We start from the raw sequence: 23,814 nt of genomic DNA on the forward strand, positions 1-23,814 counted from the left end.
ACTCAGCGCACGCGGCCGGCGGGGGCTCCGTGCGCTGAGTGATGCCGGGGCTGGGCGACACCTGAGGTGAGTTGAGCAGTCCGGCGTGCTCGTCACTCTCCGTGCATATACGTTTCCCCAATGGAGTTGTTCACCCCGACGCTGGACTGGAGTTCCGAGGTCTGGGCATCGCTGGTGTGGATCGCCACGGCGTGGGCGATCGCGGCGGTGTGCACCTTGGGGGTCCTGGCGCTGGTCGGGTTCTTCACGGAGTGGGGCAGGCAGTTCTGGCGCATCACCGGCGACTACTTCACCGGTCGCGGGAGTGTCAGGGCCTGGCTCTGGTTGTCGGCCCTGCTGCTGTCGGTGATCGCCGGTGTCCGGCTGGACGTGCTGTTCAGCTATCAGGGCAATGACATGTTGTCCAGCCTTCAGGTGGCGGTGCAGGGCATGGCCGTGAACGAGCCGGCGGTGCGGGCGTCCGGTGAGCGCGGGTTCTGGACCTCGCTGGCGGTCTTCTGTGTGCTGGCGGCGATACACATCGCCCGGTTGTTGCTGGATCTGTTCTTGTTGCAGCGGTTCGTGCTGGCGTGGCGGGTGTGGCTGACCAACAGGCTGACGGGGGACTGGCTGAAGGGCCGGGCGTATTACCGGTCGCGGTTCATCGACGACACGATCGACAATCCGGATCAGCGGATCCAGTCCGACATCGATGTGATGACCGCCGGCTTCGGGCCGTTGCCCAACCTGCCGAGCAATGGGGGGACGGGCAACACGCTGTTGTTCGGGGGGATTTCGGCGGTGACCTCGATGGTGTCGTTCACGGCGATTCTGTGGAGTCTGTCGGGGACGTTGTCGATCTTCGGTATGGACATTCCGCGGGCGATGTTCTGGATCGGTCTGGTCTATGTGGTGATCGCGACGGTGGTGGCGTTCTGGATCGGGCGGCCGATCATCTGGCTGGCGTTCCGTAACGAGAAGACCAACGCGGCGTTCCGGTATGCGCTGGTGCGGTTGCGGGATGCGGCGGAGGCGGTGGCGTTCTATCGGGGTGAGGTGGCGGAGCGGTCGGGGTTGCGGCGGTTGTTCGCGCCCGTGGTGTGGAATTACAAGCGGTACTTGAACCGGACGATCGGGTTCAACGGCTGGAATTACGCGATCAGTCAGAGCATCGTGCCGTTGCCGTATTTGTTGCAGGCGCCGCGGTTGTTCGCGGGGGAGTTGCGGCTGGGTGATCTGACGCAGTCGGCGTCGGCGTTCAATGCGATTCAGAATGGGTTGTCGTTCTTCCGTAATGCTTATGACGCGTTCGCGGGGTATCGTGCGGCGATCATTCGGTTGCACGGGTTGGTGGTGGCGAATGAGGAGGCGCGGGCGTTGCCGGTGGTGACGACGTTGCCGTGTGCGGATGGGGCGGTGGCGTTGAAGGATGTGGAGGTGCGCACGCCTGATGGGCGGCAGTTGATCAAGCCGTTGGATCTGCGGTTGGAGGTGGGGGACACGTTGGTGGTGACGGGGCCGTCGGGGAGTGGGAAGACGACGTTGTTGCGGAGTCTGGCGGAGTTGTGGCCGTTCACGAGCGGTACGTTGACGCGGCCGTGCGGGCCGGAGGAGACGATGTTCCTGTCGCAGTTGCCATATGTGCCGCTGGGCGATCTGCGTGCGGTGGTCTCGTATCCGGGTGGTGGGGGTGCGTTCGGTGACGAGGTGCTGCGTGGTGTGCTGGAGCGGGTGTCGCTGCCGCATCTGGTGGATCGGCTGGATGAGGTGCAGGACTGGGCGAAGGTGTTGTCGCCGGGGGAGCAGCAGCGGATCGCGTTCGCGCGGATTCTGTTGACGCGGCCGAAGGTGGTGTTCATGGATGAGTCGACGTCGGCGTTGGACGAGGGGTTGGAGTTCGAGCTGTATCGGTTGGTGCGGGCGGAGTTGCCGGACACGATCGTGGTGAGTGTGAGTCATCGTTCGACGGTGGAGCGGCATCACACGCATGAGTTGCAGTTGCTCGGCCGGGGTGAGTGGCGTTTCGGAGCGTTGGGGGACGGTGCGCAGGAGCCTGCTCCGGTGTGACGGGCCTTGGGGCCCTGGCGTGTCGGGCCGTTGTCGGGTACGGGTGGTGCATGACGTTCGAGATTCGTCCTGTCGCGGTTGTGGAGTCGTCGTTGACGGATCCGGGGGGTGCGCCGAAGCAGGGGGTGGAGGGTGCGCCGGATGCCTGGTTGCGGTTCGATGCGGCGGTGGCCGAGGGGATCGGTGATCTGGCGGCGGGCGATGAGGTGTTCGTGCTGACGTGGCTGCATCTCGCCGATCGGTCCGTGCTCGCGGTGCATCCGCGTGATGACGTGCGTAATCCGTTGACGGGGGTGTTCAGCACGCGTTCGGCCGATCGGCCGAATCCGGTCGGGTTGCATCGGGTGCGGGTGCTGGCGGTCGAGGGGTTGCGGGTGCGGGTGGCCGATCTGGAGGCGGTGGACGGTACGCCGGTCGTGGATGTGAAGCCGGTGTTGGACGGGGCGCGTTGAGCCGGGGCGCCGGCTGGTCGGGGGTTATGAGGGTTTCTGGTCGATGAAGGCGGTGACGCCTTCGTAGGTGCCCTGTGTCGCCTGGCCGGTGGTCGCGTATTCCAGGAGCAGCAGGCCGTTGGGTGTCGCCTCGTGCCGGGTCAGGCGCAGGCCGGAGGTGGCGCCGGGCCGGGCGAGCAGGCGGCGGCCGGTGCGCAGGATCGTGGGGGCGACGACGAGGCGGATGGTGTCGACGAGGCCGGCCGCGAGGAGGGTGTCGGCCAGGCGGGCGCTGCCGTGGATCTGCAGTTCGCGTCCTGGTCGTGCTTTCAGTGGGGGGATGGTCTGGGCCGGGTCGCCGTTGAGCACGGTGGCAGGGTGCCAGGCGCCTTCGGTGAGGGTGGTGGAGGCGACATATTTGGGGAGGGTGTTCATGCGTGTGGCGTAGGGGTCGGCCGGGTCGGTGATCTTCGGCCAGTCGCGGGCGAAGGCTTCGTAGGTGCGTCGTCCGAGCAGCAGGGCGTCGGCGAGGTCGAGCCATTGTGAGGTGCGCTGGACGAAGGTGGGGTCGATGTGGGGGACGAGCCAGCCGCCGCGGGTGAAGGCGTCGGTGGTGTCCTCGTCGGGGGAGCCGGGGCCTTGGCTGACGCCGTCGAGGGTGACGAAGTGGAGCAGGGCGATCTTCATCGTGTGGTGGTCTCGGTGAGTGCGGCCAGTTGGGCGGTGACGGTGCCCCAGCCGTCGGCGAAGCCGAGTTTGTCGTGGTGGGCGCGTGATTCGGGGTCGCCGTGGCGGATGAGGACGCGGTAGTCGGTGCCGTCGGGGTGGTCGGCGAGGGTGATGGTGGCGGTCATGGCGACGGGGGCCGGGTGGGCGGGGCGCCAGTCGCTGGTGATGGCGTTGGTGAAGACGATGCGTTCGAGTTCGTCGACGGCGAGGAAGCAGGCGTCGAGGTGGGGGGCGAAGTCGGCGCCGCCTTCGCTCATGCGGGTCACGAACGCGCCTCCCGGTCGGGGGTCCAGGCGGTCGACCCGGCAGGCCAGTGGGGCGGGGATCCACCAGCGTTCCAGGCGGGCGGGGTCGGTCCAGGCGTTCCAGACGGTGGTGCGGGGGGCGCGGATGATGCGCTCCAGGGTGAGGTCGAGGTCGGGGTTCACGGGGTGTGCTCCTGTGGGTCGGTGACGAATCGTTCGAGGCGGTCGGTGTGGTCCTCCCAGAGGCGGCGTTGTTCTTCGAGCCAGTCGCCGAGGAGGGTGAGGCGTTCGCGGTTGAGCACGCAGGTGCGGACGCGGCCGGATTTGGTGGTGTGGATGAGTCCGTTGGCTTCGAGGGTTCGTACGTGCTTCATGAACGAGGGGAGGGTCATGGGGAATTCGCGGGCGAGGTCGCCGACGCTGGTGGGGCCGTGGCCGAGGCGGCGGACGACGGCGCGGCGGGTGGGGTCGGCGAGGGCGACGAAGACGCCGTCCAGCTGCGCCGAATGGTGTGCCATGCGGCTAAGTGTTGCGGATGGGCGATGGTTAGCGCAAGGGCTAAGTTTTGGCCGCTGGTGCGGTGCGGGGCTGAGCCGGTGAGCTGCGGTGCTGCCTGATGGCGGGTGCGGGCGTTTGCGTAGGGTGGGCGGCGTGAGCGAGACAGTGAACGTGCGGCGTGTGGGCGTCATCGGGGTCGGGGAGATCGGCCGGGCCATCGTGACCGGCCTGTGCGAGGGGGCCGGTGAGCCGCTCGAGGTGTTCCTGTCGCCCCGTGGCGCCCGTACGGCCGCCGAGTTGTCCGGGCGTTATGACAACGTGCGGGTGTGTGCCGGCAACCAGGAGGTGGTGGACCGGTCCGAGTTGGTGATCATCGCGGTGCGTCCTCGTGACCGGCATGAGGCGCTGGCGGGACTGCGCGTGGACGACGGCACGGTCGTGGTGAACCTGATGGCCGGGGTCGGGGACGACGAGCTGCGCGGGATCCTGGGCACCGGTGCTCCGCTGGTGCGGGCCATTCCGTTGCCCGCCGTCCGTGAGCGCGACTCCGTGACGGTGACGTGCCCGGCCCATCCTGCGGTGGAGGCCCTCTTCGCGCGCCTGGGCGGGACGCTGCCGGTCGGGGACGAGGCGGCGTTCAACGTGTTCTCCGCCCTGACGGGGACGCTGACCACCCATTTCGGATATCTGGCCGCGCTCACGTCGTGGGCCGTCGGTCACGGCGTTCCTGCCGAGGTGGCCTCCCGTTATGTGCGCGGCCTGTTCCAGGGCGTCGGGCGTGCGCTGGGTGATGAGAGCCGGTCGCTGCAGCAGCTCGCCGCCGACCACGAGACGCCGAACGGGAGCAACGAACGCGTGCGCACCACCTGGTTCTCCCCGGCCAACAGCGCGGCTCTCGATCGCGTGCTCGACGACCTCCTCGCCGACCTCGCCCGGCCCGCGCCCCAGCTCGGGGACGGGCCCGAGGACAGGCAGGGTCAGGCGGCGGACGGGTAGGCGGCGGACGGTCAGGAGAAGCGGCGGCCCTCGTCGCGGCGGTAGGGCCAGGCGGGGGGGGGCCGGGGCGGGGCCCGCCGCCATGGCGACGGTCCAGACGGCCAGCATGACCAGCGAGATCGCGCTCGGCCGGGCGTCGGCGACGGCCCACCAGATCAGTTCGGCCGCGCCCCTGGTCGGCACGTACGAGGACACGTCCTGGACGAACCGCGGCAGCACCTGGGGCGGGAGCAGCAGCCCGCCGAGGATGGCCATCGGGAAGAACAGCAGCTGCGACACCGCCATGGCCGCCTTGGAGGCGAGCCGGAAGCCGACGAACAGCCCCATCAGCATGAACGGCACGACGCCGGCGATCAGCGCGCCGAGCCCCAGCAGCAGCCGGCCCGGGGTGATCGCGGCCTCCGTGAACAGCGCCGCCACCACCAGCACGGGAATCGTCGACAGGAGCATCACGGCGAGCGTGGACAGGATCCGCCCGGCGGACCGCGGGAGCGGGCCGGCGGGCAGGGTGCGCAGGTACGGGTTCCAGGGCAGCTCGCGTTCCTGCGAGACCGAGTTGCCGAGCCCGACGAGCGCGGCCGACATGGCGCCGAAGAACATCAGCGAGCCCGTCGCCGTCGTGGCGGCCACCGGGTCCCGGCCCGCGAACGGCACCACGAACGCCAGCATCGAGATGGCCGGGAAGAACGCGCTGGCCAGGATGGCGATCGGCACCCTGATCTGCTCGATCAGCAGGTAGCGGGTGTGGGCGAGGACCAGGCTGGACATCGAGGTCTCCTTCGGGGCGGGGGCTGGGGCGCGTTCTTCTCCGGGGTGGTGCCGGGGCCCGGGTCAGGCATGCGCGGGCGTCTTCGAGGTGAGGGCGAGGAAGGCCTCTTCCAGGGTGGCGGGCCTGATCTCCAGGCCGGAGAACGGCGTCCCGCTGCGTACCAGCTCCACGACCAGCCGGTCGGGATCGTTGACGACCAGCTCGAACCGGTCGCCCGAGCGTTCCGCGGCGAGCACGCCGGGCAGCTCCGGCAGGTGGGCGGCGACGAGGGAGACGCGGCGGGTGCCGACCAGGCCGCGTACGGCCGTCACGGTGTCGTCGGCCAGGAGGCGGCCGGAGCCGACGACCACGACCCGCTCGGCCAGGGCCTCGATCTCCTCCAGGTAGTGGCTGGTGAGCAGGACGGTGCCGCCTTCCGCGTGGAAGGACCTGATGCCGTCCCACAGCGCCCGCCTGGCTTCGACGTCCAGGCCGGTGGTCGGCTCGTCGAGGAACACCAGCTTCGGCCGGCCGGCGAACGCCAGCGCCACGGCCAGCCGCCGCCGCTGCCCGCCGGACAGCCCGCCGACCTGCCGCCTGGCCAGATCTTCCAGGCCGAACCCGGCCAGCAGCTCCGTCGTCCCGACCGGGTCGGGGAAGTGGGCGGAGACGAAGCGGGTGATCTCGCCGACGCGCAGCGACTCGGGCAGCCCGGTCTCCTGGGGCGTGACGCCGATGCCGCGCCGCATGACCGGGTCCAGCGGCGAGCCGCCGAACAGCTCGACCGTGCCGGACGTGGGCCGGCGCAGCCCGGCGAACAGGTTGATCAGGGTGGACTTGCCGGCGCCGTTGGGGCCGAGCAGGCCGACCAGTTCGCCCGCCCGGATGTCGAGTAAGACGTGGCCGAGCGCGAGCACGTCGCCGTAGCGGCGGGTGACGTCGATCGCTCGGGCGAGGACTGTCATGTCAGCGCTCCTGTGGGGGTGGCGTGGGTGAAGGGCGCGTGCGGGGGCGTTCAGCATCGGGCCCAGTTCCAGAGGTCCTGGGCGCGCGTGCGGGTGGCGTTCAGCGCCGGGTCAGTCCCAGGACGACGACGGCGCCGACGACCAGGTGCATCAGGAGCAGCACCAGCGTCGCGGCGGTGCCGGTGGCGCTGCCGAGGGGGCCGGTCAGGGACAGGGCGAGCACGGCCAGGGCGGTGATCGTCCAGATCCGGCGGGCCTTGGCGGTGAAGCGTTCGAGCACGGCGAGCAGCGCCCAGCCGGCCAGCCCGGCCGCCAGGCTCGCGAGCGCGACCAACGCCGGCCCGATCGGCTGCGGGCCGGCGCCCATCCGCGCGCTCAGGTCGGTTCCGGCCACCGGGACCGCCAGGGCCCAGACGGCGAGAGCGGCCACGGCCGCGCCGATCACGGTGAGCAGGCGCTTCACGCGGGACAGAGCGGGGGACTGGGCGGGGGTTTGAGCGGGGGTTTGAGCGGGGGACTGGGTGGGGGACTGGGCGGCGGTCGGCTGGGAGTTCGGGGTGGTGTTCATGCCGCCAAGCCTCGCCCGCCGGCCCACCCCGGCACATCGGGCGCACGGTCGCGCCGTGTCCTTCCCGGGTGGGGTACGCCTCCGACTTTGGTAGGTGATGGGCCCGCCGTACCGGCGGTTAGCCTGGGCCGATGAGCCAGAGCCGACGCCCGCATCCCTTCGCCGTGGCAGGCGTGATCCTCGCCATGGGCGCGCTGACCGCCCTGGCGCTGTGGGGGCAGGCGGGCGGATCCACCTGGGGGCTGGACGTGGCGCTCGCGGTGGTGAGCCTGGCCGCCGCGCTCGCCCAGCTGTGGTGGCCGGTCCACGGCGCGCTGGTCGCCACGGTGCTGGCCACGCTGTCCCCGGTGGCCACCCCCGCGGCGACCATGGGGGCGCTGCAGGTGTCGCTGCGCAGGCGGTTTCCCGTCGCGGCCGCGGTGACCGCCGCGGGCATGGCTGCTCATGTGGTGCAGGGGTGGTGGCGGCCCAACTCCGGCATCTCGCTGTCGTGGTGGCTGCTGCTCATCTGCGCCTCCTACGGCGCGCTGCTCGGCTGGGGCTCGTGGGCCCGTTCCCGCCGCGCCCTGCTCATCTCTTTGCGCGAGCGCGCCAGCCGGGCCGAGGCCGAGCAGGGCAGGCGGGTGGCCGAGGCGCGCATGGCCGAACGGCGGCGGCTGGCCAGTGACATGCATGACGTGCTGGCCCACCGGTTGTCCCTGGTGGCCACCCACGCGGGGGCGCTGGAATACCGTCCCGACTCCTCGCCCGACCGGATCGCCGCCGCCGCGGGCGTGGTCCGCGCGGGCGTGCACCAGGCTCTGGAGGAGCTGCGCCAGGTGATCGGCCTGCTCCGTGAGGAGGATGACGAGTCCGACGAGCTCGCGCCCCGGCCGGGCCTGGCCGACCTGCCCGAGCTGATCGCCGACGCCCGCCAGGCGGGCCAGCCGGTACGAGTGGACGAGCGGGCCGGCGACACCGCCGCCCTGCCGCCGGCCGTGTCGATGACCGCCTACCGGGTCGTCCAGGAGGGGCTGACGAACGCCCGCAAACACGCCCCCGGCGAGCCGGTCGAGGTGACCCTGGTCGCCGCGCCCGGCGACACCCTGCGGGCGCACGTGCGCAACCCGGCGCCGACGGCGGACGCCGCCCCGCTCGTGCCCGGCAGCGGGCTCGGCCTGGTCGGGCTCACCGAACGGGTCCGCCTGGCCGGCGGGCAGCTCGACCACCAGGAGACCGGGGGTGAGTTCCTGCTGCGGGCCCGGCTACCATGGCCCGGGTGATCCGCGTGCTTCTGGTCGACGACGACGCCCTGGTCCGTGCCGGGCTGTCCATGATGCTCGACGGCTCCGGCGGCATCAGCGTGGTCGCCGAGGCGGCCGACGGGCAGGAGGCCATCACCGCCACCGACGCCCACGCGCCCGACGTCGTCCTGATGGACCTGCGGATGCCACGTGTGGACGGCATCACCGCGACCCGCCGGCTGCGCGCCCGTGCCCGGCCGCCCGAGGTGATCGTGCTGACCACGTTCGACACCGACGAGAACGTGCTGCACGCGCTCCGTGCCGGCGCCGCCGGGTTCCTGCTCAAGGACACCTCGCCGGCGCAGATCGTGGAGGCGGTCACCCGGGTCGCCGCGGGGGATCCGATCCTGTCGCCGCGCATCACCCGGCGGCTGATGGAACGCACCGTCGCCCAGGCGGGCGCCTACGAGCGCGCCCGCGCCGCCCTGGCCGCCCTCACGCCGCGCGAGCACGAGGTGGCCCTGGCCATCGCCCAGGGCAGGACGAACGCCGACATCGCCGCCGACCTCACCATGGGCGTCACGACGGTCAAGGCCCACGTGTCCAGCATCCTGACCAAGCTCGCCCTGGACAACCGCACCCAGATCGCCCTCCTGGCCCACGACGCCGGCCTCACCTGACCCCGCCTCCTCCCTCACCCGGGTCGGACGAGCGGCCGGTGATGGCCTCGTCCTGTCGTTGGAGGATCTCCGGGAAGTCAGGCAGTTCGTCGTAGTTGCTGAGGACGACGCCGGTCCAGCCGGAGCCGAGGTAGACCGTCCAGCTCGCGGAGATGCCGCCGCTGCCGCCGCCGCGGTTGAACTCCCACTGGCCGCCGCTGATGCGGATCGGGCCGGCGTACGAGGCGAAGGACGGGCTGCCGAGCCGGTCGCCGGGATGGGGGCGCTTGGCGCCGGTGTAGAGGTCGGCGTAGGGCCGCTCCAGCACTGTGCCGCCGCTCAGCGCGTGCGCGAACCTGGCCAGGTCCGGCGCGGTGGCGAAGACGTTGCCGACGAAGGCGCGGCCCGGGTTCTCGCCCGGCCCTTGCCGGCTCATGCTGTCCTTGTCCAGGTTGCGGACGCCGTCCACCCGGCCGCCGTCCGGCTGGCGCATGTAGGGGTGGGCGATGCGTTCGTCGGCGAGCCACTGCGTCCTGGTGTAGTACCCCGAGCCGCGCATGCCGGCGCGCGCGAAGACGTGCTCGTGCATGTAGTCCCAGTACGTCGTGCCGGTGACGGCCTCCACGATCTGCGCGGTGATGGCGAAGGCGGCGCCGCCGCCGGCGGTGTGGCCGTTGGCGGCGTCGTTCGAGCCGGGGGCCGCCCTCAGCGTCGCCTGCCTGGCCCACTGCCGGTGGTACTCGCGCACCTCTTCCCGGCTGGTGAAGACGCGGTGCACGTCCGGTGCCGGCGCGTCGATCCCGGACGTGCCGGTGAGCAGGTGGTGGATGCTCACCTGCGCGGCGAGGTCGGCGGCCAGGCCGTTCACGTGGGCGCCCACCAGGTCCGAGAGTTTCACCTGGCCCCGCTGCACCAGTTGCAGGACGGCCACGGGCAGGAACGGCATGCCCGCCGAGGAGAGGTTGAACGCGACGTTCTCGTGATTGCGGATCCCCTTCTCCTCGTCGGCCATGCCGTGGGCGCGCGACAGCACCGTCCGACCCCGGTACGACAGCAGCACGACGCCGGAGAATTTGTCCTGGGCGGCCAGCTCCGCCACGAACCGGTCGTAGGCGCCGCCGGGCAGGGTGTCCGGCGGGAGCCGGTCCCGCCAGGACGTCCCGGCCGCTGACGCCCCGATCGCTGACGCCTCGCCCACTGACGCCTCGGCCGCGGTGGCGGGGGTGCTGCCGAGCACGGCGCCCGCCAGCGGCCCGCCGGCCGCGACCGCACCGGCGGCCAGCCCGCTCCATCCGAGCAGCCGCCGTCGCCCGACCTTTCGCACGGAATCGGCGTCCATGCCGCCTGCGTGGTCCCCGTCGTGCCCCGTCATCGCGCTCCCCGGGCGAGGCGGGAGGCGGGTGTTCGGAGAGGGACGCGTTGATCGCGCGCGCTGTTGGTCATGGCTGTGATGTTTCAGGGCGAATGTCACCGGCTCGTACGCATGACGCGACCGTTCGTCGACGGACCGCTGCTCCTGGCTGGATCGACGGGCCTCCGCTCCCGGCCGGAACGCCGCTCCCGGCCGGGAGCGGCGGCGACCAGCGGTCCCGGCCGGAACGCCGCGACCAGCGGTGCCGCGGCCGTCTGGGGCGCGGGCGCGCGGGTAGGGGCATCGGCCATGAAAAGGACACGTGCCACCACCCTGCTCGCCACCGCCCTGGCCACCGCGGCCACCGCCGTCGCCGGCAGCCTGGCCACCACGTCGGGTTCCGCCTGGTACCGGCGGCTCGGCAAACCCTCCTGGCAGCCGCCCGCCCGCGCCTTCCCGCTGGTGTGGACGCCCCTGTACGGGCTGATCGCCTACGGCGGCGCCAGGGCGCTGTCACGCGCGGACGAGGAGGGCCGGGGCGCGCTCGGCCGGGCGCTGGCGGTGAACCTGGCGCTGAACGCGGCCTGGCCCGCGCTGTTCTTCCAGGCCCGCTCGCCGCGCCTGGCCCTGGCGGAGATCGTGCTGCTCAACGCCTCCAACCTGGCCCTGGTGCGCCGGGCCGGGCGGGCCGACCGGGCGGCGGGGGCGCTGCTGCTGCCGTACGCGGCCTGGACCGCCTTCGCCACCGCGCTCAACGCCTCCATCGCCCGCCGCAACCCCAGCCACTGACCCGGCCGGGGTCAGCCGGAGGTGCGTTCCGAGGCGGCCTGGCGGAGCTGGACGGCGCGGACCCGTTCGACGTCGAGCTTGGTCGTCCGGTCGAAGCGGTAGATGCCGTTCTCCTCCTGGAACACGTCGGTCAGCTGCGTGTAGCAGTAGCCGAACATGCCCGGATCGTCCAGCAGCGCGTCGGTCAGGCCGGCGAAGCGGGCGTGGAACTCCTCCTCGCTGCGCACGCGCTGGCCGTAGCCCCAGGAGGTGACGCGGGCGGCGTCCTGGGTGGTGCCGGCGAGCGCGGGGTTCCACCAGATGCCGCCGTACTCGCTGACGAAGTACGGCTGGCCGCGGTAGGGGACGGAGATGTCCTGCCCGGATTCGTCGTTGACGTACGGTTCGTCCTTGGCCAGGCCGCTGAGCTGGCCGGCGAACTCGGCGGGTTCCTGCTCGTAGTTGTGGGAGTCGTAGATATCGGTCTCGGGGACGCGGTGGCTGTAGCCGGAGGCGTCGATGACAGGGCGGGTGGGGTCGGTGAGCTTGGTGGCCAGGAACATGCCGCGGGTGACGTCGTCGAGCTGGGTGAGGCGGTCGTGGATGGGCTGGCGGGTCTCGTTGAGCGGGCACCAGCCGATGATCGACGGGTGGGAGACGTCGCGTTCGAGGACCTCCAGCCACTGGGTGATGAAGGAGGCGGAGGGCCGCTGCTCGCGGCCGTCGTGGGCGCCCCAGTCGCCGAACTCGCCCCACACCAGGTAGCCGAGCCGGTCGGCGTGGTAGAGGAAGCGCTCTTCGAACACCTTCTGGTGCAGGCGGGCGCCGTTGAAGCCGGCTTGCACCGACAGTTCGATGTCACGCAGCAGCGCGGCGTCGGTGGGGGCGGTCATGAGGCCGTCGGGGTAGTAGCCCTGGTCCAAGACGAGCCGCTGGAAGACGGGGCGGCCGTTGATGAGCACGCGCTTGCCGTCGATGGCGATCGAGCGCAGCCCGGCGTAGCTGTCCACGGTGTCGGTGACGGCGCCGGAGGCGTCGAGCAGTTCGATCGTGACGTCGTAGAGGAAGCCGTCGCCCGGCTCCCACAGGCGTACCCGGTCGGCCGGCAGTTCGACGCGCAGTGAGGGGGCGAGGTCGACGTCGGCGCGGGTGGTGGCGGTGGCGGCGGTTCCGGCGCCGTCGGAGACGGTGACGCGGACCGTGTCGCCGGGGCGGTTGCCGGACAGCGGGGTGACGACGGTGAAGGAGGAGGTGGCGACGTCAGGGGTGATGCGCGGGCGGCGCAGGTGCACGTCGGGGACCGGCTCCAGCCAGACCGTCTGCCAGATGCCGGTGGTGCGGGTGTAGAGGCACTCGTAGTTGTGGTATCTGGCCGACTGCTTGCCGCGCGCCTGGGGGCCGTGCCGGGAGTCGCGGGCGCGGACCACGATCGTGGCCTGCTCGCCAGGCCGGGCCGCGGCCGACAGGTCGGCGGTGAAGGGGGAGAAGCCGCCGCGGTGGCGGGCCACCTCGACGCCGTTCACCCAGACGGTCGCGTCGTGGTCCACGGCGCCGAAGTGCAGCAGTGTCCTGCGGCCCGTCCACGCGGCCGGGATGGTCACGGTACGGCGGTACCACACCGCCTCCATGAAGTCGGTGTGCCCGAGCCCGGACAGTTCGGACTCCGGCGCGAAGGGCACGGTGATGGTGCCGGCGAGTTCGCGTTCGCGCAGGCCGCGCTCCAGGCCGGAGTCCGAGGCGTCGATCTCGAACTGCCAGGGGCCGTTGAGGGTGAGCCAGTCGGGGCGGACCATCTGCGGGCGGGGATATTCCGGGCGTGGCACGTCAAGGGGAACGGTGCTCATCAGACAACCTAACAATTCGCAAGTTTCGGGAGAAGTCAAGTCCTTTTGCTACGTAGCAGAGTGTGCCACACTCCCTCCAACCGGAGCCAACATCCGGCTACCCACCGCTGTGCGGGCCGCCGGATCCTCTGCAAGGACCACAAATGAGCAAGTCGCCCAATATCCGGCTCTCCCGCCGTAGGGTGCTGCAAGCCGCAGGCCTGTCGGCGCTGCTGGCCGGTTGCGGCACGGGGCCCGCGAGCCGAAGTTCGCAGGAGATCACGTTCTGGCATCTGCTCACCGGCGGTGACGGCGAGCGCATGAACGCGATCGTGAACAAAGCCGACGCCGAGCTGCCGGACGCGCATATCAAGCAGATCGTCCTGTCCTGGGGCGCCCCCTACTACACCAAGCTCGCCATGTCCGCCGCCGGCGGCCGGGCGCCCGACCTGGGCATCGCGCACATGTCGCGCCTGGCCGGATACGCTCCCGGCGGCCTGCTGGACCCCTGGGACCTGAACCGGCTGGCCCGCTACGGCATCACGGAGCAGTCGTTCACCGCCCCGGCCTGGAAGAGTTCCATGGTCGACGGCAAGACCTTCGCCCTGGCCCTGGACTCGCACACGTTCGTGGCGTTCTTCAACACCGAGCTGGCCGGCAAGGCCGGGGTGCTCGAATCCGGCGACAGGCTGCCGGAGATCAAGACCCTGGAGGACATGAAGAACCTCGGCCGGGAGTTCAAGAAGGTCACCGGCAAGCCGTACGGGCTGTCCTACGGCTTCCTCGGCGACGGCGCCCAGGTGTGGCGGCTGTTCTGGACCTTCTACACCCAGCACGGCGCCACCTTCGACCTGACGGGCGAGACGTTCGGCTACGACGCCGAGGCGTTCGGCGCGGCGGTCGAGGCGATGCGCAGCCTGGTCGACGGCGAGGTGGCCTCCAAGAGCGCCGACTACGCCACCGCCAGTTCTGCCTTCCTCAACGGCGACTCCGGCCTGGTCTTCTCCGGCGTCTGGGAGCTGCCGCAGTACCAGGACGCCAAGGTGCCGCTGGGCGCCATGCCGATCCCGAACATGTTCGGCACCGGCGTCAACGCCAACTGGGGCGACTCGCACACCTTCGTGCTGCCGCACCAGGACAACCCGGACGAGCACCGGCGCGAGCTGGCCTACCAGGCGGTGGCCGCCATCCTGAAGAACTCGCTGCCCTGGGGCGGCGCCGGGCACACCCCCGCCTACCAGCCCGTGGTCAACAGCCCGGAGTTCAAGGCGCTGCGGCCGAACCGGGACTACGCGGTCACCGCGACCTACCTGCACTACGACCCGCCGTCCTCCTTCACCGGGGCCGCCTCCAGCTTCATGACCCAGTTCGGCAGCATCGTGCAGAACGTGCTGATCGGCCAGACGTCGGTCAAGGACGCCGTCGCCGCCTTCGCCGAGAGAGTCAACGTCCTCATGTCCAAGGCGGTGCAGCGATGACGTCGGCCACCCTCAGCAAACCGGGCGCCGTGGGCAAGACGGCCGCGACCGGCTCGAAGACGACCAGGAGCCGGGGCGGGCTGCTGTACGTGCTGCCGTTCTTCGCCGCCTTCACGCTCTTCCTGCTGTGGCCCCTGGTGTACGGCCTGTGGATGAGCTTCACCGACCGCGACCTCGCCGCCGGCGCCTCGCCGCGGGTGGTCGGGTTCGCCAACTACGCCGAGGCCCTCACCGACCCGATGGTGTGGACCACGTTCGGCAACACCGTGCTGTTCACCGTGATGACCACGATCCCGCTGGTCGTGCTGGCCCTGGCGGCGGCGCTGCTGGTCAACATGGGGCTGCCGGGGCAGTGGGTGTGGCGGATGGCGTTCTTCCTGCCGTACCTGCTGGCCTCGACCGTGGTCAGCCTCTTCTGGGAGTGGATCTACAACCCCGAGCTCGGCCTGATCAACGCGGTGCTCGGCGTGTTCGGCATCGAGGGGCAGTCCTGGCTGCAGGACCCCGACTTCGCCATGGCGGCCATCGCGGTGGCCACCACCTGGTGGACGCTCGGCTTCAACTTCCTGCTCTATCTGGCCGCGCTGCAGAACATCCCCGCCACGGTCTACGAGGCCGCCTCGATCGACGGGGCGGGCAAGTGGCGGCAGCTGTTCTCCGTCACGCTGCCGCTGCTGCGCAACATCACCATGCTCATCCTCGTGCTGCAGGTGCTGGCCTCGCTGAAGGTGTTCGACCAGATCTACCAGATGACGGCCGGCGGCCCCGACGACTCCACCCGCTCGATCCTGATGTACGTCTACGACACCGGCTTCACCGGCTATCGGCTCGGCTACGCCTCGGCGATCTCGTACGTCTTCTTCGCCATCATCCTGATTCTGTCGCTGCTGCAGCTGCGGTTCGCCCGGAGGTCCGACCAGTCATGAGAACCAGCTTCGCCGGGCGTGCCGTGGCCCTCGCGGTACTGGCCCTGTTCAGCCTGCTGATGCTGGCGCCGTTCCTGTGGGCGGTGAACACCTCGTTCAAGACCGAGGCGGACGCCGGCGCGAGCCCCGTGACGATCCTGCCCAAGACCGGCTACACCTGGGACATCTACGGGAACCTGTTCCGGCTGGGCAGCATCCCCACCTGGATGGTCAACAGCGTCCTCGTGGCCGCCGCGGTCACGATCATCACGCTGGTGATCTCCACGCTGGCGGGGTACGCGTTCTCGCGGCTGGACTTCACCGGCCGCAAGGTGCTCCTGGGCCTGACCGTCGCCTCGATCATGGTCCCCGGGACGATCTTCATCGTGCCGCTGTTCGACGAGATGCTCGCCTTCAACATGGTCGACACCTACTGGGGGATCATCCTGCCGCAGGTGGTCGCGCCGGTGATGGTGTTCATCCTCAAGCGGTTCTTCGACAGCATCCCGCGCGAGCTGGAGGAGGCCGCGCGGGTGGACGGGGCGGGGTCGCTGCGCATCTTCCTGCGGATCGTGCTGCCGCTGTCGCGGCCGATCATCGCGGCGGTGGCGATCTTCACGTTCGTGGGCGCGTGGAACAACTTCCTGTGGCCGTTCATCGTGACCAACGATCCCGACCTGATGACGCTGCCGGTCGGGCTGGAGACGGTCTCCACCGGCTTCGGCGTCGTCTTCGCCGAGAACATGGCCAAGTCGGTGCTGGCCGCGCTGCCGCTGATCGTGGTGTTCCTGTTCTTCCAGCGTCAGATCATCAAGGGCATCGCCACGACCGGCCTCGGCGGCCAGTAGCGGCGCCGCCGGGCCAGGGCCCGCCCGGCCCGGCGGGCCTCACTGGCTCGACTCGCGCACCCGCAGGTGGAAGTCGACCGTGATGTGCGGTTCGCGCCCGCTCGGCTTGCCGATGATCTGCTCGTGCAGCATGGCGACCGCGTGGGCGGCCATCGCCTCCAGGTCGGGGGAGACGGACGTCAGCGACGGCGTGGAGTAGCGGGCCTCCTCCACGTCGTCGAACCCCACCAGCGCGACCTCCTGCGGCACGAGGACGCCGTGCTCGCGCAACGCCCTCAGCGCGCCGAAGGCCAGGGAGTCGTTCATCGCGAAGATGGCGTCGGGCAGCGGGCGCCCGGAGTCGATGTGCTCCTCGATCGCCTGCCGGCCGCGCGCGCGGGACCAGTCGGCCGCGACCATCAGGGCCTCGTCGGCGGGCAGCCCCGCCTCGGCCAGGCCGTCCAGGAAGCCGCGCAGGCGCATGCTCGCCGTCTCGCTGCCGTGGGGGCCGTGGCCGAGCAGCATCAGCCGTCGCCGACCCGTGCTCACCAGATGGCGGACCACGGCCAGGGACGCCTCCCGGTTGGGGATGGCGACGTGGTGGATGTCGCCCTCCAGCACGTGGTCGCCCATGAGCACGAGCGGATAGCCGGGGCGGCGCCGCCGCCCGTCCTCCGGCCGCAGGGACAGCGCCATCATGATCGCGCCGTCGGTGAGCTGGTTGCGGCCGCCCATCAGGACCTGCAGCTCGCGCTCGCGGTCGGAGTCGGTCACCTCGATCAGCACCCGGTGGCCGAGCGCCTCGGCCTCGCGCACGACCGGACCGGCGAGGTCGGCGAAGATGCGCGCCCGGAAGTCGGGGACGACGAGCGCGATGAGTCCCGTACGGGAGCGCCGCAGGCTGCGGGCGGCCGCGTTGGGCACGTAACCGAGCTCCTCCATGGCCTCCAGCACCCGCCGGCGCGTCTCGGGGCGGACATAGGCGAAATTGTTGACGACGTTGGACACGGTGCGTACGGACACTCCGGCCGCGCGGGCGACGTCGTGCATGCTCACGGCCATGACGGCACGCCCCCCGGCGCGTCCGCGGGCACGCTTCCCGGCGCGGCTCTCCCGGCGCGGCGGGAGGCGCCGGCCGGCGCGGGTCGCCCCGCCGCACCGTCGTCGCCGACGCCGCCGGGTCCGGCGGCCAGGTCGAAGATCACCACTTCATGGTACTGGCGGGGTGCCGGAGCCCGCCTCCGATTAACCGGGCCGCGCCCCCCGCTACCGGCCGCCGCCGCCCATCAGGCCGCCACTCTCGCCGTTCGGCCCGTCCCCGATCAGTGCGTCCGCGTTCAGTACGTCCCCGCTCGGGCCGCCGGCGCGGCGCAGCTCCTCGTCCAGGATGGGCGCGCCCTCGGTCACCGTGTGGATGCCGATGACGCTGACGATGGCCAGCACCTCCATGATCTCCTCGGCGGTGGCGCCGAGGCCGATCGCGTTGCGCATGTGCAGCTTCAGCCCCGGCTCGTACAGGTGCGTGGCGGAGGCGTCGAAGGCGATGTAGATGAGCTCCTTGACCTTCGGCTCCAGCACGCCGGTCGTCCAGGGCACGCCGGAGAAGTCGAGGTAGGCCTCGAACAGGTCCGGGTCCAGCTCCAGCAGCCCGTCCCAGAAGCTGTGCCAGTAGCCGCGCCGGCGGGTGAAGCCGGCCTTCAGCTCCTCGCGGCGCTCGTCGAGCGGTTCGGGGCCGTCGCGCAGCCCCTCCTCTTCCAGCACCTCCAGCAGCAGCGGCACGCCGATGTTGCAGGCGTGGATGCCGAGGGTGGCGGTCAGCTGCAGCACCTCCATGATCTCCTCGGCGCTCGCGCCGTAGCCGAGGGCGGCGCGGACGTGCTGGCGGATGCCGGGAGTGTAGAGGTGGGTGGCCGCGGCGTCCATCGCGATGTAGACGAACTCCTTGACCTTGGGCGGCAGGCGGTCCCTGTTCCAGGGCACCGCCGACAGGCGCAGGTAGGACTCCAGGAATCCGGGGTCGAGCCGCAGCATGCTCTCCCACGCCTCGCCCCAGGTGCCGCGCACCCGGACGAACTCGTCCTTGATCTCCTGCTGGCGGGTGGTGAGCGTCATGTCGTGTGTTCTCCTCGCGTCGCCGGCCGACCGGCCGGCGTCAGTTGTCCGGCGTCAGCTGTCCGGAGTCCAGGCGCCCGCGCCGCCGCCGCGGGTCACCGTGTTGACCATGAACGCTCCGCCGTCGGCGGAGACGACCTCTCCCGTGACGTACGCGGCGTCGTCGCCGAGCAGGAAGGCGACCACCCCGGCGATCTCCTCGGGCGTGCCGACCCGCCGCATGGGGACGGTGCCGCCGCGCCGCTCCATCGTCTTGGCGCGCGAGGCGTCGTCGGAAGAGGCGAACAGGCCGGTCGGGATGAGGCCGGGGGCGACCGCGTTCACGCGCACGCCGCGCGGCCCGCCGTACATGGCGGCGCCGCGCACCAGCCCCAGCACGCCGTGCTTGGAGGTCTGGTACGGCACCTGGTCGTCGGCCCCGCGCAGCGAGGAGATCGAGGCGGTCACGACCACGGCGCCGCCGCCGTTCTGCTCGCGGTAGCGGCGGAAGGCGGCCCGCAGCCCGAGGAAGACCCCGCGCAGGTTGACCGCGATCACGTAGTCGAAGTCGGCCGCGGCCACGTCCGGCAGCGGCGCCAGGGTGCCGAGCACGCCGGCGTTGAGGTGGTGCAGGTCGATCCGGCCGAAGCGGGTCAGCGCCGCCTCGACGTAGGCGTCCACGCCCTTCTCGGTGGAGACGTCGGCGTGCACCGCGAGGGCCGGGCCGGGAAGGGAGGCGGCGACAGCGTCGGCGCAGGCGCCGTCGGCGTCCACGACGACGACGTGCCCGCCGTCGCCCGACAGCCGCCGGTCGCTGGCGGCGCCGATCGCGTTGCTGCCGCCGGTCACCACCGCGACCCGCGGCCCATCGTGGAGAGTGTGCTCAGCCAACGCGCACCACCTGTTCACCGGCGCCCGGCAGCAGGGGGAAACGGGTCATCACGCCGGCGTCGTGCCCGGCCACCAGGGCGCTGCCGGGCGCCTGGGTCATCTCGCGCAGCAGGTCGTAGGCGCGGTAGGTGCCGGTGAGGTCGGTGAGGTAGGTGAACGGGCGGTCCAGCTCCACCTCCTCGTAGAAGTGCACGGCGTCGGAGGCGAGCACGGCCTGGCCGGACTCGGTCGCGACCTGGACGACGACCTGTCCCGGCGTGTGGCCGCCGACGGGGATCACCTCGATGCCGGGCGCGATCTGGGTGGCGCCGTCGATCAGGGTGGCGCGGCCCTGCTCGCGCACCTGCCGCAGGTGCTCCAGCTCCTGCGGCTCGGTGGTGTAGGAGAACTGGCGGCGGCTCGCGTACGGGCCGGTCCAGAACTCGAACTCCGCCCTGGCCAGGACGACCTCGGAGGCGGGGAAGGCGTGCAGGTTGCCGATGTGGTCGTAGTGGGCGTGGGTGACGACCACCTGAGGGGAGTCCTCCGGCAGCACGCCCAGCGCGGCCAGGGCCTCGACCGGGGCCGACAGGTCCTTGCGCGGCGCGCGGTGGCCCTTGGACGCGGCGCTGTAGCCGGTGTCGACGATCACCGTGCGCTGCTCGTTGCGCGCCACCCACAGGTAGAAGTCCATGTCGATGGGGGAGTCGGGCTCGCCGTACAGGTGGTGGTTGAGGAACGTCTGAGCGCGGGAGGTCGAGCGGGTGGCGTAGCGGATCGCCAGCACCTCGTACGTCGCGGGGCCGCTCATCGGTTCACCAGCCCGGAGGCGTTGGCGCCGAGCATGCGGCGGATGTCGGCCTCGGGCAGGCCGGCGTCCAGCAGGCCGCGCGCGCCCCGGCGGAACAGGGTGACGGGCAGCGGGTTGTTGCGCTGGCCCGAGTCCGACGACAGCACGGTCCGCTCGGGGCCGACGGCCTTGATGAAGGCGAGCAGCTCGTCGAGCTCGCGGCGGCGCTCGGGCCGGCCGAAGTACATGACCAGGCAGTGCTCGATGTGGGCGCCCTGCCTGGACCACTCGGCGGCCTGATCGACGGAGGCGCCGACGACGAAGCAGGGGTGGTTGACCAGGATGCGCTCGACGCCGGCGCCGCGCGCGGCCGCGATCAGCTTGGTGGTCTCCTCCACGCCCAGGTGGCCGCAGGTGAGGATGGCCTGCTCGGCCGCGATGATCGACAGGATGTCGTGCACCTCGGGCAGCACCTCGCCGTCCTCGCCGAGGATGCTGAGCACCTCGTTGGGGCGCAGCTCCACGACCGGGGTGGGGAAGCCGGTGTCGTGGTCGCGGTGGTGGTCGATGTGCGCCGCCGAGGACAGGGTGGGGAACCAGACGATCCGCCCGCCCATGCGCAGGGCCAGCTCGACCGCGTACGGGTTCAGGCCGCCGACGCTCTGGTTGAGCGCGATGCCGCCGCGCACCTCCACCGGCAGGTCGTCCAGGCCGGCCGGGCCGAGCGCCAGGATGTCGGTGACCATGCTGTGGTGGTGGGACTTGGCCACGATCACCTCGAACCCGGCGTCGGACGCGTCCCTGGCGGCGTCCAGCAGGCTCATGCGCCGGGGGAACGGGCTCGGCCCGGGGTGCTGGTGCAGGTCGACGGCGCCGACGAGCAGCGCGTCGGCCTCGGCGTCGGGGGTGGCGCGGTCGCCGTCGAGCTCGGGGTCGCGCAGTTCCGAGGGGGCGTGGGTCATGCGGTCTCCTTGACAGTGCGGGGTTCGGGGGTCTCGGCGGCGGGCTCGGGAGCCGCCTCGTCCGGCGGGGTGACCAGCACCTGGTGGGCGGGGTCCCAGTGGGCGGTCACGCGGCCGCCTGGCCTGATGCCGTTGGTGGCGTCGGGCGGCAGCACGGCGCTGCCCGTGGTGCCGTCGCCGTAGTCGAGTTCGGCGCGCTGGTGCGTGCCCTGGAAGGACAGCGTGGTCACGGTCGCCGGGATGCTGTTGGCGCCGTCCGGCACGTCGGCGGCGGTGGCGGCCAGGCTCAAGCGCTCGGGGCGGACGATGAGGTCGCGCCCGGCGGGCAGGCCGTCGGCGTCGGGCACGGCCCACTTGTGGCCCGACCACTCGTACACGCCGCCCGGCCGCAGCCGGCCGGGGAAGAGGTTGGACTCGCCGAGGAAGCGGGCCACGAACCGGGTGCCGGGGTTGCGGTAGAGGTCGGCCGGGGTGCCGATGCGTTCCACCCGGCCGGCGTTGAAGACCGCGATGCGGTCCGACAGCGACATGGCCTCGTCCTGGTCGTGCGTGACGAACACGAACGTCAGCTTCAGCTCCTGGTGCAGGCGCTTGATCTCCTGCTGCAGGCTCTGGCGCAGCTTGCGGTCCAGGGCGCTGAGCGGCTCGTCGAGCAGCAGCACGCTGGGGGAGAAGACGACGGCCCTGGCCAGGGCGACGCGCTGCTGCTGGCCGCCCGACAACTCGTCGGGGCGCCGGCCGCCCATGCCCTCCAGGTCCACCAGCCGCAGCGTCTCCTCCACCCGCCTGGCCGTCTCGTCCTTGGCCACCTTGCGCTCGCGCAGGGGGAAGGCGACGTTCTGGGCGACCGTCATGTGCGGGAAGAGCGCGTAGTTCTGGAACACCATGCCGAACTCGCGCCGGTGCGGGGGCAGCGGCGCGATGTCGCGGCCGCCCAGCTTGATGGAGCCCGAGGTGATGTCGGTGAAGCCGGCGATCATGTTGAGCGTGGTGGTCTTGCCCGAGCCGCTCGGCCCGAGCAGGGTGATGAACTCGCCGGGGGCGATGTCGATGCTGACGTGATCCACCACGAGAGGGCCGGAGCCGTACCTCTTGCACAGGTCCGTCAGCTCGATCCGGCCGCCGCCGCTCGTCGTTGCGCTCATCGTCGCCTACCTGCCTTTCCTCGGCGCGCGCCGATCACCTGCGCCAGCAGGATGGGAACGCTGACCAGCACCACCATCAGGCTCGACGCCGCCGAGATGGTGGGGTCGATCTGCACGGTCACGCTGTTGAACATCTGGACGGGAAGAGTGAGCGCGGACGGCGACTGCAGGAACAGCGCGATCACCACCTCGTCGAAGGAGGAGATGAACGCCAGGACCGCGCCGGACAGCACGCCGGGCAACGCCAGCGGAAGAGTGATCTTCAAGAAGACGGAGAACGGGCTCGCGCCGAGGCTGCCGCCGGCCTTCTGCAGCGCCGGGTCCATGCCCTGCAGCCGCGCCGTCACCGCGATCACCACGAACGGCAGCGCCATCGCGGTGTGGGCCAGAGCGATGCCGGTCAGCGTGCCGCTGAGGCCGAGCCGCAGGAACGCCGAGAAGATCACCAGAGCGATGAGGATGTGCGGGATGATGATCGGCGACAGCAGCAGCCCGTTGGCCATGCCGCGGGCCCGCGGGCCGAGCCGCTGCAGGCCCAGCGCGGCGGCGGTGCCCAGTGTGGTGGCCAGCAGCATCGTCAGCAGCCCCACCTGCAGCGAGTTGACGATGGAGGTGCTCCACTCGGGCGCGGTGAACAGCCGCTCGTACCACTCCAGCGAGAAGCCCTCGGGCGGGAACCTGAACGTCTTGGACGCCGAGAAGCTCATGGGGATGACCACCAGCGTCGGCACCGTCAGGAACAGCCCGATGAGCACGGAGACGATCTTGAGCCAGGGGCGCGCGTTCATCGGGCGCCACCTCCCGCCATGACGTGGGCCGCGCCGCTGGCCGCGCCGGAGCCGGCCAGCCGCCGGCTGACCCCCAGCGAGATCAGCGTCACGACCAGGATGAAGATGCCCAGCGCGCCGGCGCCGCCGAAGTCCAGCAGCTCCCTGGTGCGCACCGCGATCACCTGGGCGATGAGCGCGTCCTGCGGCGAGCCGAGCAGCGCCGGGGTGACGTAGAAGCCGAGCGCCAGCACGAAGACGAGCGAGGCGCCGGAGACGACGCCCGGCAGCGACAGCGGCAGGTACACCTTGCGGAAGGCCGACAGCCGGCTCGCGCCCAGGCTCTGCCCGGCCAGCAGCAGCCGGCGGTCGATCTGCTGCATGACGCTGTACATGGGCAGCACCATGAACGGCAGCAGCACCTGGATCATCGAGACGGCCACTCCGGTCGTGGTGCCGAGCAGCCTGACGCCGCCCAGCCCGACCAGGGACAGCATGCCCTGCACCACCCCGCCGTCCTGCATCAGCACCATCCACGCGAAGTTGCGCGCGAGCATGCTGGTCCAGAACGGCACCAGCACGACCGTCACCATGACGGCCCGCGTGGTGGGCGAGGCCAGCGTCATCATGTACGCGTACGGGTAGGCCAGCAGCACGCCGGCCACGGTGACGATCAGCCCGACCAGCAGCGTGCGGCCCAGCACGCGCAGCGTGTAGCCGTCGGTGAACAGCGACACGTAGTTGCCCAGCCCCGGCTCGGGGTCGGTGAAGCTGCGCAGGAAGATGTCGAGCAGCGGCACCACGAAGAAGACGCCGAGCGCCACCAGCGCGGGCAGGAGCAGGAACAGGGCGGCCGCCCGGCGGCGAGCCGCCGGGCGCGGGCGGGCTGGAGCCCGCCCAGCCGTGACCGCGGGCTGCGCGGCCGGAGG

25 protein-coding genes and 1 pseudogene are annotated in these 23,814 nt (G+C 71.3%); 9 read left to right on the plus strand and 17 right to left on the minus strand.

Features of this window, described 5'->3' with window-relative positions; translation table 11 throughout:
• The first annotated feature begins 120 nt into the window (after nt 1-120).
• Together ABFX54_RS49870 and tsaA are read left to right on the plus strand one after the other, a co-directional pair.
• Nucleotides 121-2,046: an ABC transporter ATP-binding protein/permease gene (locus tag ABFX54_RS49870; RefSeq protein ID WP_346114228.1), complete on the plus strand. Its 1,926-nt coding sequence runs from the start codon at nt 121-123 to the stop codon at nt 2,044-2,046.
• A gap of 50 nt (nt 2,047-2,096) precedes the next feature.
• Nucleotides 2,097-2,498, plus strand: a complete 402-nt coding sequence (gene tsaA, locus ABFX54_RS49875) for a tRNA (N6-threonylcarbamoyladenosine(37)-N6)-methyltransferase TrmO (protein WP_346114229.1) — start codon at nt 2,097-2,099, stop codon at nt 2,496-2,498.
• Nucleotides 2,499-2,522: 24 nt separating this feature from the next.
• Here tsaA and ABFX54_RS49880 read toward each other — a convergent pair whose 3' ends face one another.
• The 3 genes from ABFX54_RS49880 to ABFX54_RS49890 are packed head-to-tail and all read right to left on the minus strand — an operon-like array spanning nt 2,523 to nt 3,969.
• Nucleotides 2,523-3,164 (minus strand): dihydrofolate reductase family protein, encoded by a 642-nt coding sequence (locus tag ABFX54_RS49880; RefSeq protein ID WP_346114230.1) that lies wholly within the window; start codon nt 3,162-3,164, stop codon nt 2,523-2,525.
• Nucleotides 3,161-3,634 carry an SRPBCC domain-containing protein gene (locus ABFX54_RS49885; protein ID WP_346114231.1) on the minus strand — a complete coding sequence of 158 codons (474 nt, stop codon included), beginning with the start codon at nt 3,632-3,634 and terminating at the stop codon, nt 3,161-3,163. The genes ABFX54_RS49880 and ABFX54_RS49885 overlap by 4 nt, the downstream gene beginning before the upstream one ends.
• The gene (locus tag ABFX54_RS49890; protein ID WP_346114232.1) at nt 3,631-3,969 is read right to left on the minus strand and encodes an ArsR/SmtB family transcription factor; all 339 of its coding nucleotides are present in this window, start codon (nt 3,967-3,969) and stop codon (nt 3,631-3,633) included. Before ABFX54_RS49890 ends, ABFX54_RS49885 begins: the two co-directional genes overlap by 4 nt.
• A gap of 133 nt (nt 3,970-4,102) precedes the next feature.
• Here ABFX54_RS49890 and ABFX54_RS49895 point away from each other — a divergent pair, with 133 nt between their 5' ends.
• A complete protein-coding gene (locus ABFX54_RS49895; RefSeq protein ID WP_346114234.1) occupies nt 4,103-4,945 on the plus strand; it encodes an NAD(P)-binding domain-containing protein in 843 nt (280 codons plus the stop codon).
• A 222-nt stretch (nt 4,946-5,167) separates the two neighbouring features.
• On the opposite strand, the pseudogene ABFX54_RS49900 reads toward ABFX54_RS49895, so the two are convergent.
• From ABFX54_RS49900 to ABFX54_RS49910, 3 genes and pseudogenes are all read right to left on the minus strand, one after another.
• Nucleotides 5,168-5,713 (minus strand): annotated as a pseudogene (locus ABFX54_RS49900) (ABC transporter permease); the annotation flags it as partial.
• A 63-nt stretch (nt 5,714-5,776) separates the two neighbouring features.
• Nucleotides 5,777-6,658 carry an ABC transporter ATP-binding protein gene (locus ABFX54_RS49905; protein ID WP_346114235.1) on the minus strand — a complete coding sequence of 294 codons (882 nt, stop codon included), beginning with the start codon at nt 6,656-6,658 and terminating at the stop codon, nt 5,777-5,779.
• 100 nt (nt 6,659-6,758) lie between these two features.
• Entirely contained in the window at nt 6,759-7,226 is a 468-nt protein-coding gene (locus tag ABFX54_RS49910; protein WP_346114236.1) for a DUF6069 family protein, read from the minus strand.
• A 131-nt stretch (nt 7,227-7,357) separates the two neighbouring features.
• Between ABFX54_RS49910 and ABFX54_RS49915 the strand changes: the two genes are divergently transcribed.
• Both ABFX54_RS49915 and ABFX54_RS49920 read left to right on the plus strand, forming a co-directional pair.
• Nucleotides 7,358-8,488, plus strand: coding sequence for a sensor histidine kinase (locus tag ABFX54_RS49915; protein ID WP_346114237.1), 1,131 nt, complete (start codon nt 7,358-7,360; stop codon nt 8,486-8,488).
• Nucleotides 8,476-9,129: a response regulator gene (locus ABFX54_RS49920; protein WP_346114238.1), complete on the plus strand. Its 654-nt coding sequence runs from the start codon at nt 8,476-8,478 to the stop codon at nt 9,127-9,129. Before ABFX54_RS49915 ends, ABFX54_RS49920 begins: the two co-directional genes overlap by 13 nt.
• Here the strand turns inward: ABFX54_RS49920 and ABFX54_RS49925 are convergent.
• Nucleotides 9,122-10,480 (minus strand): serine hydrolase domain-containing protein, encoded by a 1,359-nt coding sequence (locus ABFX54_RS49925; RefSeq protein WP_346114239.1) that lies wholly within the window; start codon nt 10,478-10,480, stop codon nt 9,122-9,124. The genes ABFX54_RS49920 and ABFX54_RS49925 overlap by 8 nt on opposite strands.
• Before the next feature lie 288 nt (nt 10,481-10,768).
• Between ABFX54_RS49925 and ABFX54_RS49930 the strand changes: the two genes are divergently transcribed.
• Complete coding sequence (locus ABFX54_RS49930) at nt 10,769-11,248, plus strand: TspO/MBR family protein (RefSeq protein WP_346114240.1); 480 nt, start codon at nt 10,769-10,771, stop codon at nt 11,246-11,248.
• Nucleotides 11,249-11,259: 11 nt separating this feature from the next.
• Here ABFX54_RS49930 and ABFX54_RS49935 read toward each other — a convergent pair whose 3' ends face one another.
• The gene (locus ABFX54_RS49935; RefSeq protein WP_346114241.1) at nt 11,260-13,071 is read right to left on the minus strand and encodes a glycoside hydrolase family 2 protein; all 1,812 of its coding nucleotides are present in this window, start codon (nt 13,069-13,071) and stop codon (nt 11,260-11,262) included.
• Between the two features lie 143 nt (nt 13,072-13,214).
• Between ABFX54_RS49935 and ABFX54_RS49940 the strand changes: the two genes are divergently transcribed.
• Genes ABFX54_RS49940 through ABFX54_RS49950 form a run of 3 tightly spaced genes read left to right on the plus strand, consistent with a single transcriptional unit; the run spans nt 13,215 to nt 16,281 of the window.
• On the plus strand, nt 13,215-14,528 hold the full coding sequence (locus ABFX54_RS49940) for an extracellular solute-binding protein (RefSeq protein ID WP_346114243.1): 1,314 nt from the start codon (nt 13,215-13,217) through the stop codon (nt 14,526-14,528).
• A complete protein-coding gene (locus ABFX54_RS49945) occupies nt 14,525-15,454 on the plus strand; it encodes a carbohydrate ABC transporter permease (protein ID WP_346114245.1) in 930 nt (309 codons plus the stop codon). The genes ABFX54_RS49940 and ABFX54_RS49945 overlap by 4 nt, the downstream gene beginning before the upstream one ends.
• On the plus strand, nt 15,451-16,281 hold the full coding sequence (locus ABFX54_RS49950) for a carbohydrate ABC transporter permease (RefSeq protein ID WP_346114246.1): 831 nt from the start codon (nt 15,451-15,453) through the stop codon (nt 16,279-16,281). Before ABFX54_RS49945 ends, ABFX54_RS49950 begins: the two co-directional genes overlap by 4 nt.
• 39 nt (nt 16,282-16,320) lie before the next feature.
• On the opposite strand, the gene ABFX54_RS49955 is transcribed toward ABFX54_RS49950, so the two are convergent.
• The 9 genes from ABFX54_RS49955 to ABFX54_RS49995 form a co-directional block, all read right to left on the minus strand.
• A complete protein-coding gene (locus ABFX54_RS49955) occupies nt 16,321-17,310 on the minus strand; it encodes a LacI family DNA-binding transcriptional regulator (RefSeq protein ID WP_346114255.1) in 990 nt (329 codons plus the stop codon).
• A 2-nt stretch (nt 17,311-17,312) separates the two neighbouring features.
• Nucleotides 17,313-17,465, minus strand: a complete 153-nt coding sequence (locus tag ABFX54_RS49960) for a hypothetical protein (RefSeq protein WP_346114247.1) — start codon at nt 17,463-17,465, stop codon at nt 17,313-17,315.
• 61 nt (nt 17,466-17,526) lie between these two features.
• Nucleotides 17,527-18,372: a carboxymuconolactone decarboxylase family protein gene (locus ABFX54_RS49965; protein ID WP_346114248.1), complete on the minus strand. Its 846-nt coding sequence runs from the start codon at nt 18,370-18,372 to the stop codon at nt 17,527-17,529.
• A 54-nt stretch (nt 18,373-18,426) separates the two neighbouring features.
• Nucleotides 18,427-19,242 (minus strand): SDR family NAD(P)-dependent oxidoreductase, encoded by an 816-nt coding sequence (locus ABFX54_RS49970; protein WP_346114249.1) that lies wholly within the window; start codon nt 19,240-19,242, stop codon nt 18,427-18,429.
• Complete coding sequence (locus ABFX54_RS49975; RefSeq protein WP_346114250.1) at nt 19,235-20,032, minus strand: N-acyl homoserine lactonase family protein; 798 nt, start codon at nt 20,030-20,032, stop codon at nt 19,235-19,237. The genes ABFX54_RS49970 and ABFX54_RS49975 overlap by 8 nt, the downstream gene beginning before the upstream one ends.
• Nucleotides 20,029-20,973, minus strand: a complete 945-nt coding sequence (locus tag ABFX54_RS49980) for a DUF6282 family protein (protein ID WP_346114251.1) — start codon at nt 20,971-20,973, stop codon at nt 20,029-20,031. Before ABFX54_RS49980 ends, ABFX54_RS49975 begins: the two co-directional genes overlap by 4 nt.
• The gene (locus tag ABFX54_RS49985) at nt 20,970-22,118 is read right to left on the minus strand and encodes an ABC transporter ATP-binding protein (protein WP_346114252.1); all 1,149 of its coding nucleotides are present in this window, start codon (nt 22,116-22,118) and stop codon (nt 20,970-20,972) included. Before ABFX54_RS49985 ends, ABFX54_RS49980 begins: the two co-directional genes overlap by 4 nt.
• On the minus strand, nt 22,115-22,906 hold the full coding sequence (locus ABFX54_RS49990) for an ABC transporter permease (RefSeq protein ID WP_346114253.1): 792 nt from the start codon (nt 22,904-22,906) through the stop codon (nt 22,115-22,117). The genes ABFX54_RS49985 and ABFX54_RS49990 overlap by 4 nt, the downstream gene beginning before the upstream one ends.
• Nucleotides 22,903-23,814 (minus strand): ABC transporter permease (locus ABFX54_RS49995; RefSeq protein ID WP_346114254.1); only part of this gene is annotated, 912 nt, incomplete at its 5' end. The genes ABFX54_RS49990 and ABFX54_RS49995, both read right to left, overlap by 4 nt.

Source organism: Nonomuraea maheshkhaliensis (genome assembly GCF_039529435.1).
In the GTDB taxonomy this organism is placed as follows: Bacteria; Actinomycetota; Actinomycetes; order Streptosporangiales; family Streptosporangiaceae; genus Nonomuraea; species Nonomuraea maheshkhaliensis.

Bases quoted from the DNA above. Each gene is read 5' to 3' on its own strand.
- ABFX54_RS49990 (WP_346114253.1), bottom strand. From the start codon at position 22,906: ATGAACGCGCGCCCCTGGCTCAAGATCGTCTCCGTGCTCATCGGGCTG.
- ABFX54_RS49915 (WP_346114237.1), top strand. From the start codon at position 7,358: ATGAGCCAGAGCCGACGCCCGCATCCCTTCGCCGTGGCAGGCGTGATC.
- ABFX54_RS49935 (WP_346114241.1), bottom strand. From the start codon at position 13,071: ATGAGCACCGTTCCCCTTGACGTGCCACGCCCGGAATATCCCCGCCCG.
- ABFX54_RS49985 (WP_346114252.1), bottom strand. From the start codon at position 22,118: ATGAGCGCAACGACGAGCGGCGGCGGCCGGATCGAGCTGACGGACCTG.
- ABFX54_RS49930 (WP_346114240.1), top strand. From the start codon at position 10,769: ATGAAAAGGACACGTGCCACCACCCTGCTCGCCACCGCCCTGGCCACC.
- ABFX54_RS49940 (WP_346114243.1), top strand. From the start codon at position 13,215: ATGAGCAAGTCGCCCAATATCCGGCTCTCCCGCCGTAGGGTGCTGCAA.
- ABFX54_RS49925 (WP_346114239.1), bottom strand. From the start codon at position 10,480: ATGACGGGGCACGACGGGGACCACGCAGGCGGCATGGACGCCGATTCC.
- ABFX54_RS49870 (WP_346114228.1), top strand. From the start codon at position 121: ATGGAGTTGTTCACCCCGACGCTGGACTGGAGTTCCGAGGTCTGGGCA.
- ABFX54_RS49950 (WP_346114246.1), top strand. From the start codon at position 15,451: ATGAGAACCAGCTTCGCCGGGCGTGCCGTGGCCCTCGCGGTACTGGCC.
- ABFX54_RS49920 (WP_346114238.1), top strand. From the start codon at position 8,476: ATGGCCCGGGTGATCCGCGTGCTTCTGGTCGACGACGACGCCCTGGTC.
- ABFX54_RS49980 (WP_346114251.1), bottom strand. From the start codon at position 20,973: ATGACCCACGCCCCCTCGGAACTGCGCGACCCCGAGCTCGACGGCGAC.
- ABFX54_RS49890 (WP_346114232.1), bottom strand. From the start codon at position 3,969: ATGGCACACCATTCGGCGCAGCTGGACGGCGTCTTCGTCGCCCTCGCC.
- tsaA (WP_346114229.1), top strand. From the start codon at position 2,097: ATGACGTTCGAGATTCGTCCTGTCGCGGTTGTGGAGTCGTCGTTGACG.
- ABFX54_RS49965 (WP_346114248.1), bottom strand. From the start codon at position 18,372: ATGACGCTCACCACCCGCCAGCAGGAGATCAAGGACGAGTTCGTCCGG.
- ABFX54_RS49880 (WP_346114230.1), bottom strand. From the start codon at position 3,164: ATGAAGATCGCCCTGCTCCACTTCGTCACCCTCGACGGCGTCAGCCAA.
- ABFX54_RS49905 (WP_346114235.1), bottom strand. From the start codon at position 6,658: ATGACAGTCCTCGCCCGAGCGATCGACGTCACCCGCCGCTACGGCGAC.
- ABFX54_RS49910 (WP_346114236.1), bottom strand. From the start codon at position 7,226: ATGAACACCACCCCGAACTCCCAGCCGACCGCCGCCCAGTCCCCCACC.
- ABFX54_RS49955 (WP_346114255.1), bottom strand. From the start codon at position 17,310: ATGCACGACGTCGCCCGCGCGGCCGGAGTGTCCGTACGCACCGTGTCC.
- ABFX54_RS49945 (WP_346114245.1), top strand. From the start codon at position 14,525: ATGACGTCGGCCACCCTCAGCAAACCGGGCGCCGTGGGCAAGACGGCC.
- ABFX54_RS49975 (WP_346114250.1), bottom strand. From the start codon at position 20,032: ATGAGCGGCCCCGCGACGTACGAGGTGCTGGCGATCCGCTACGCCACC.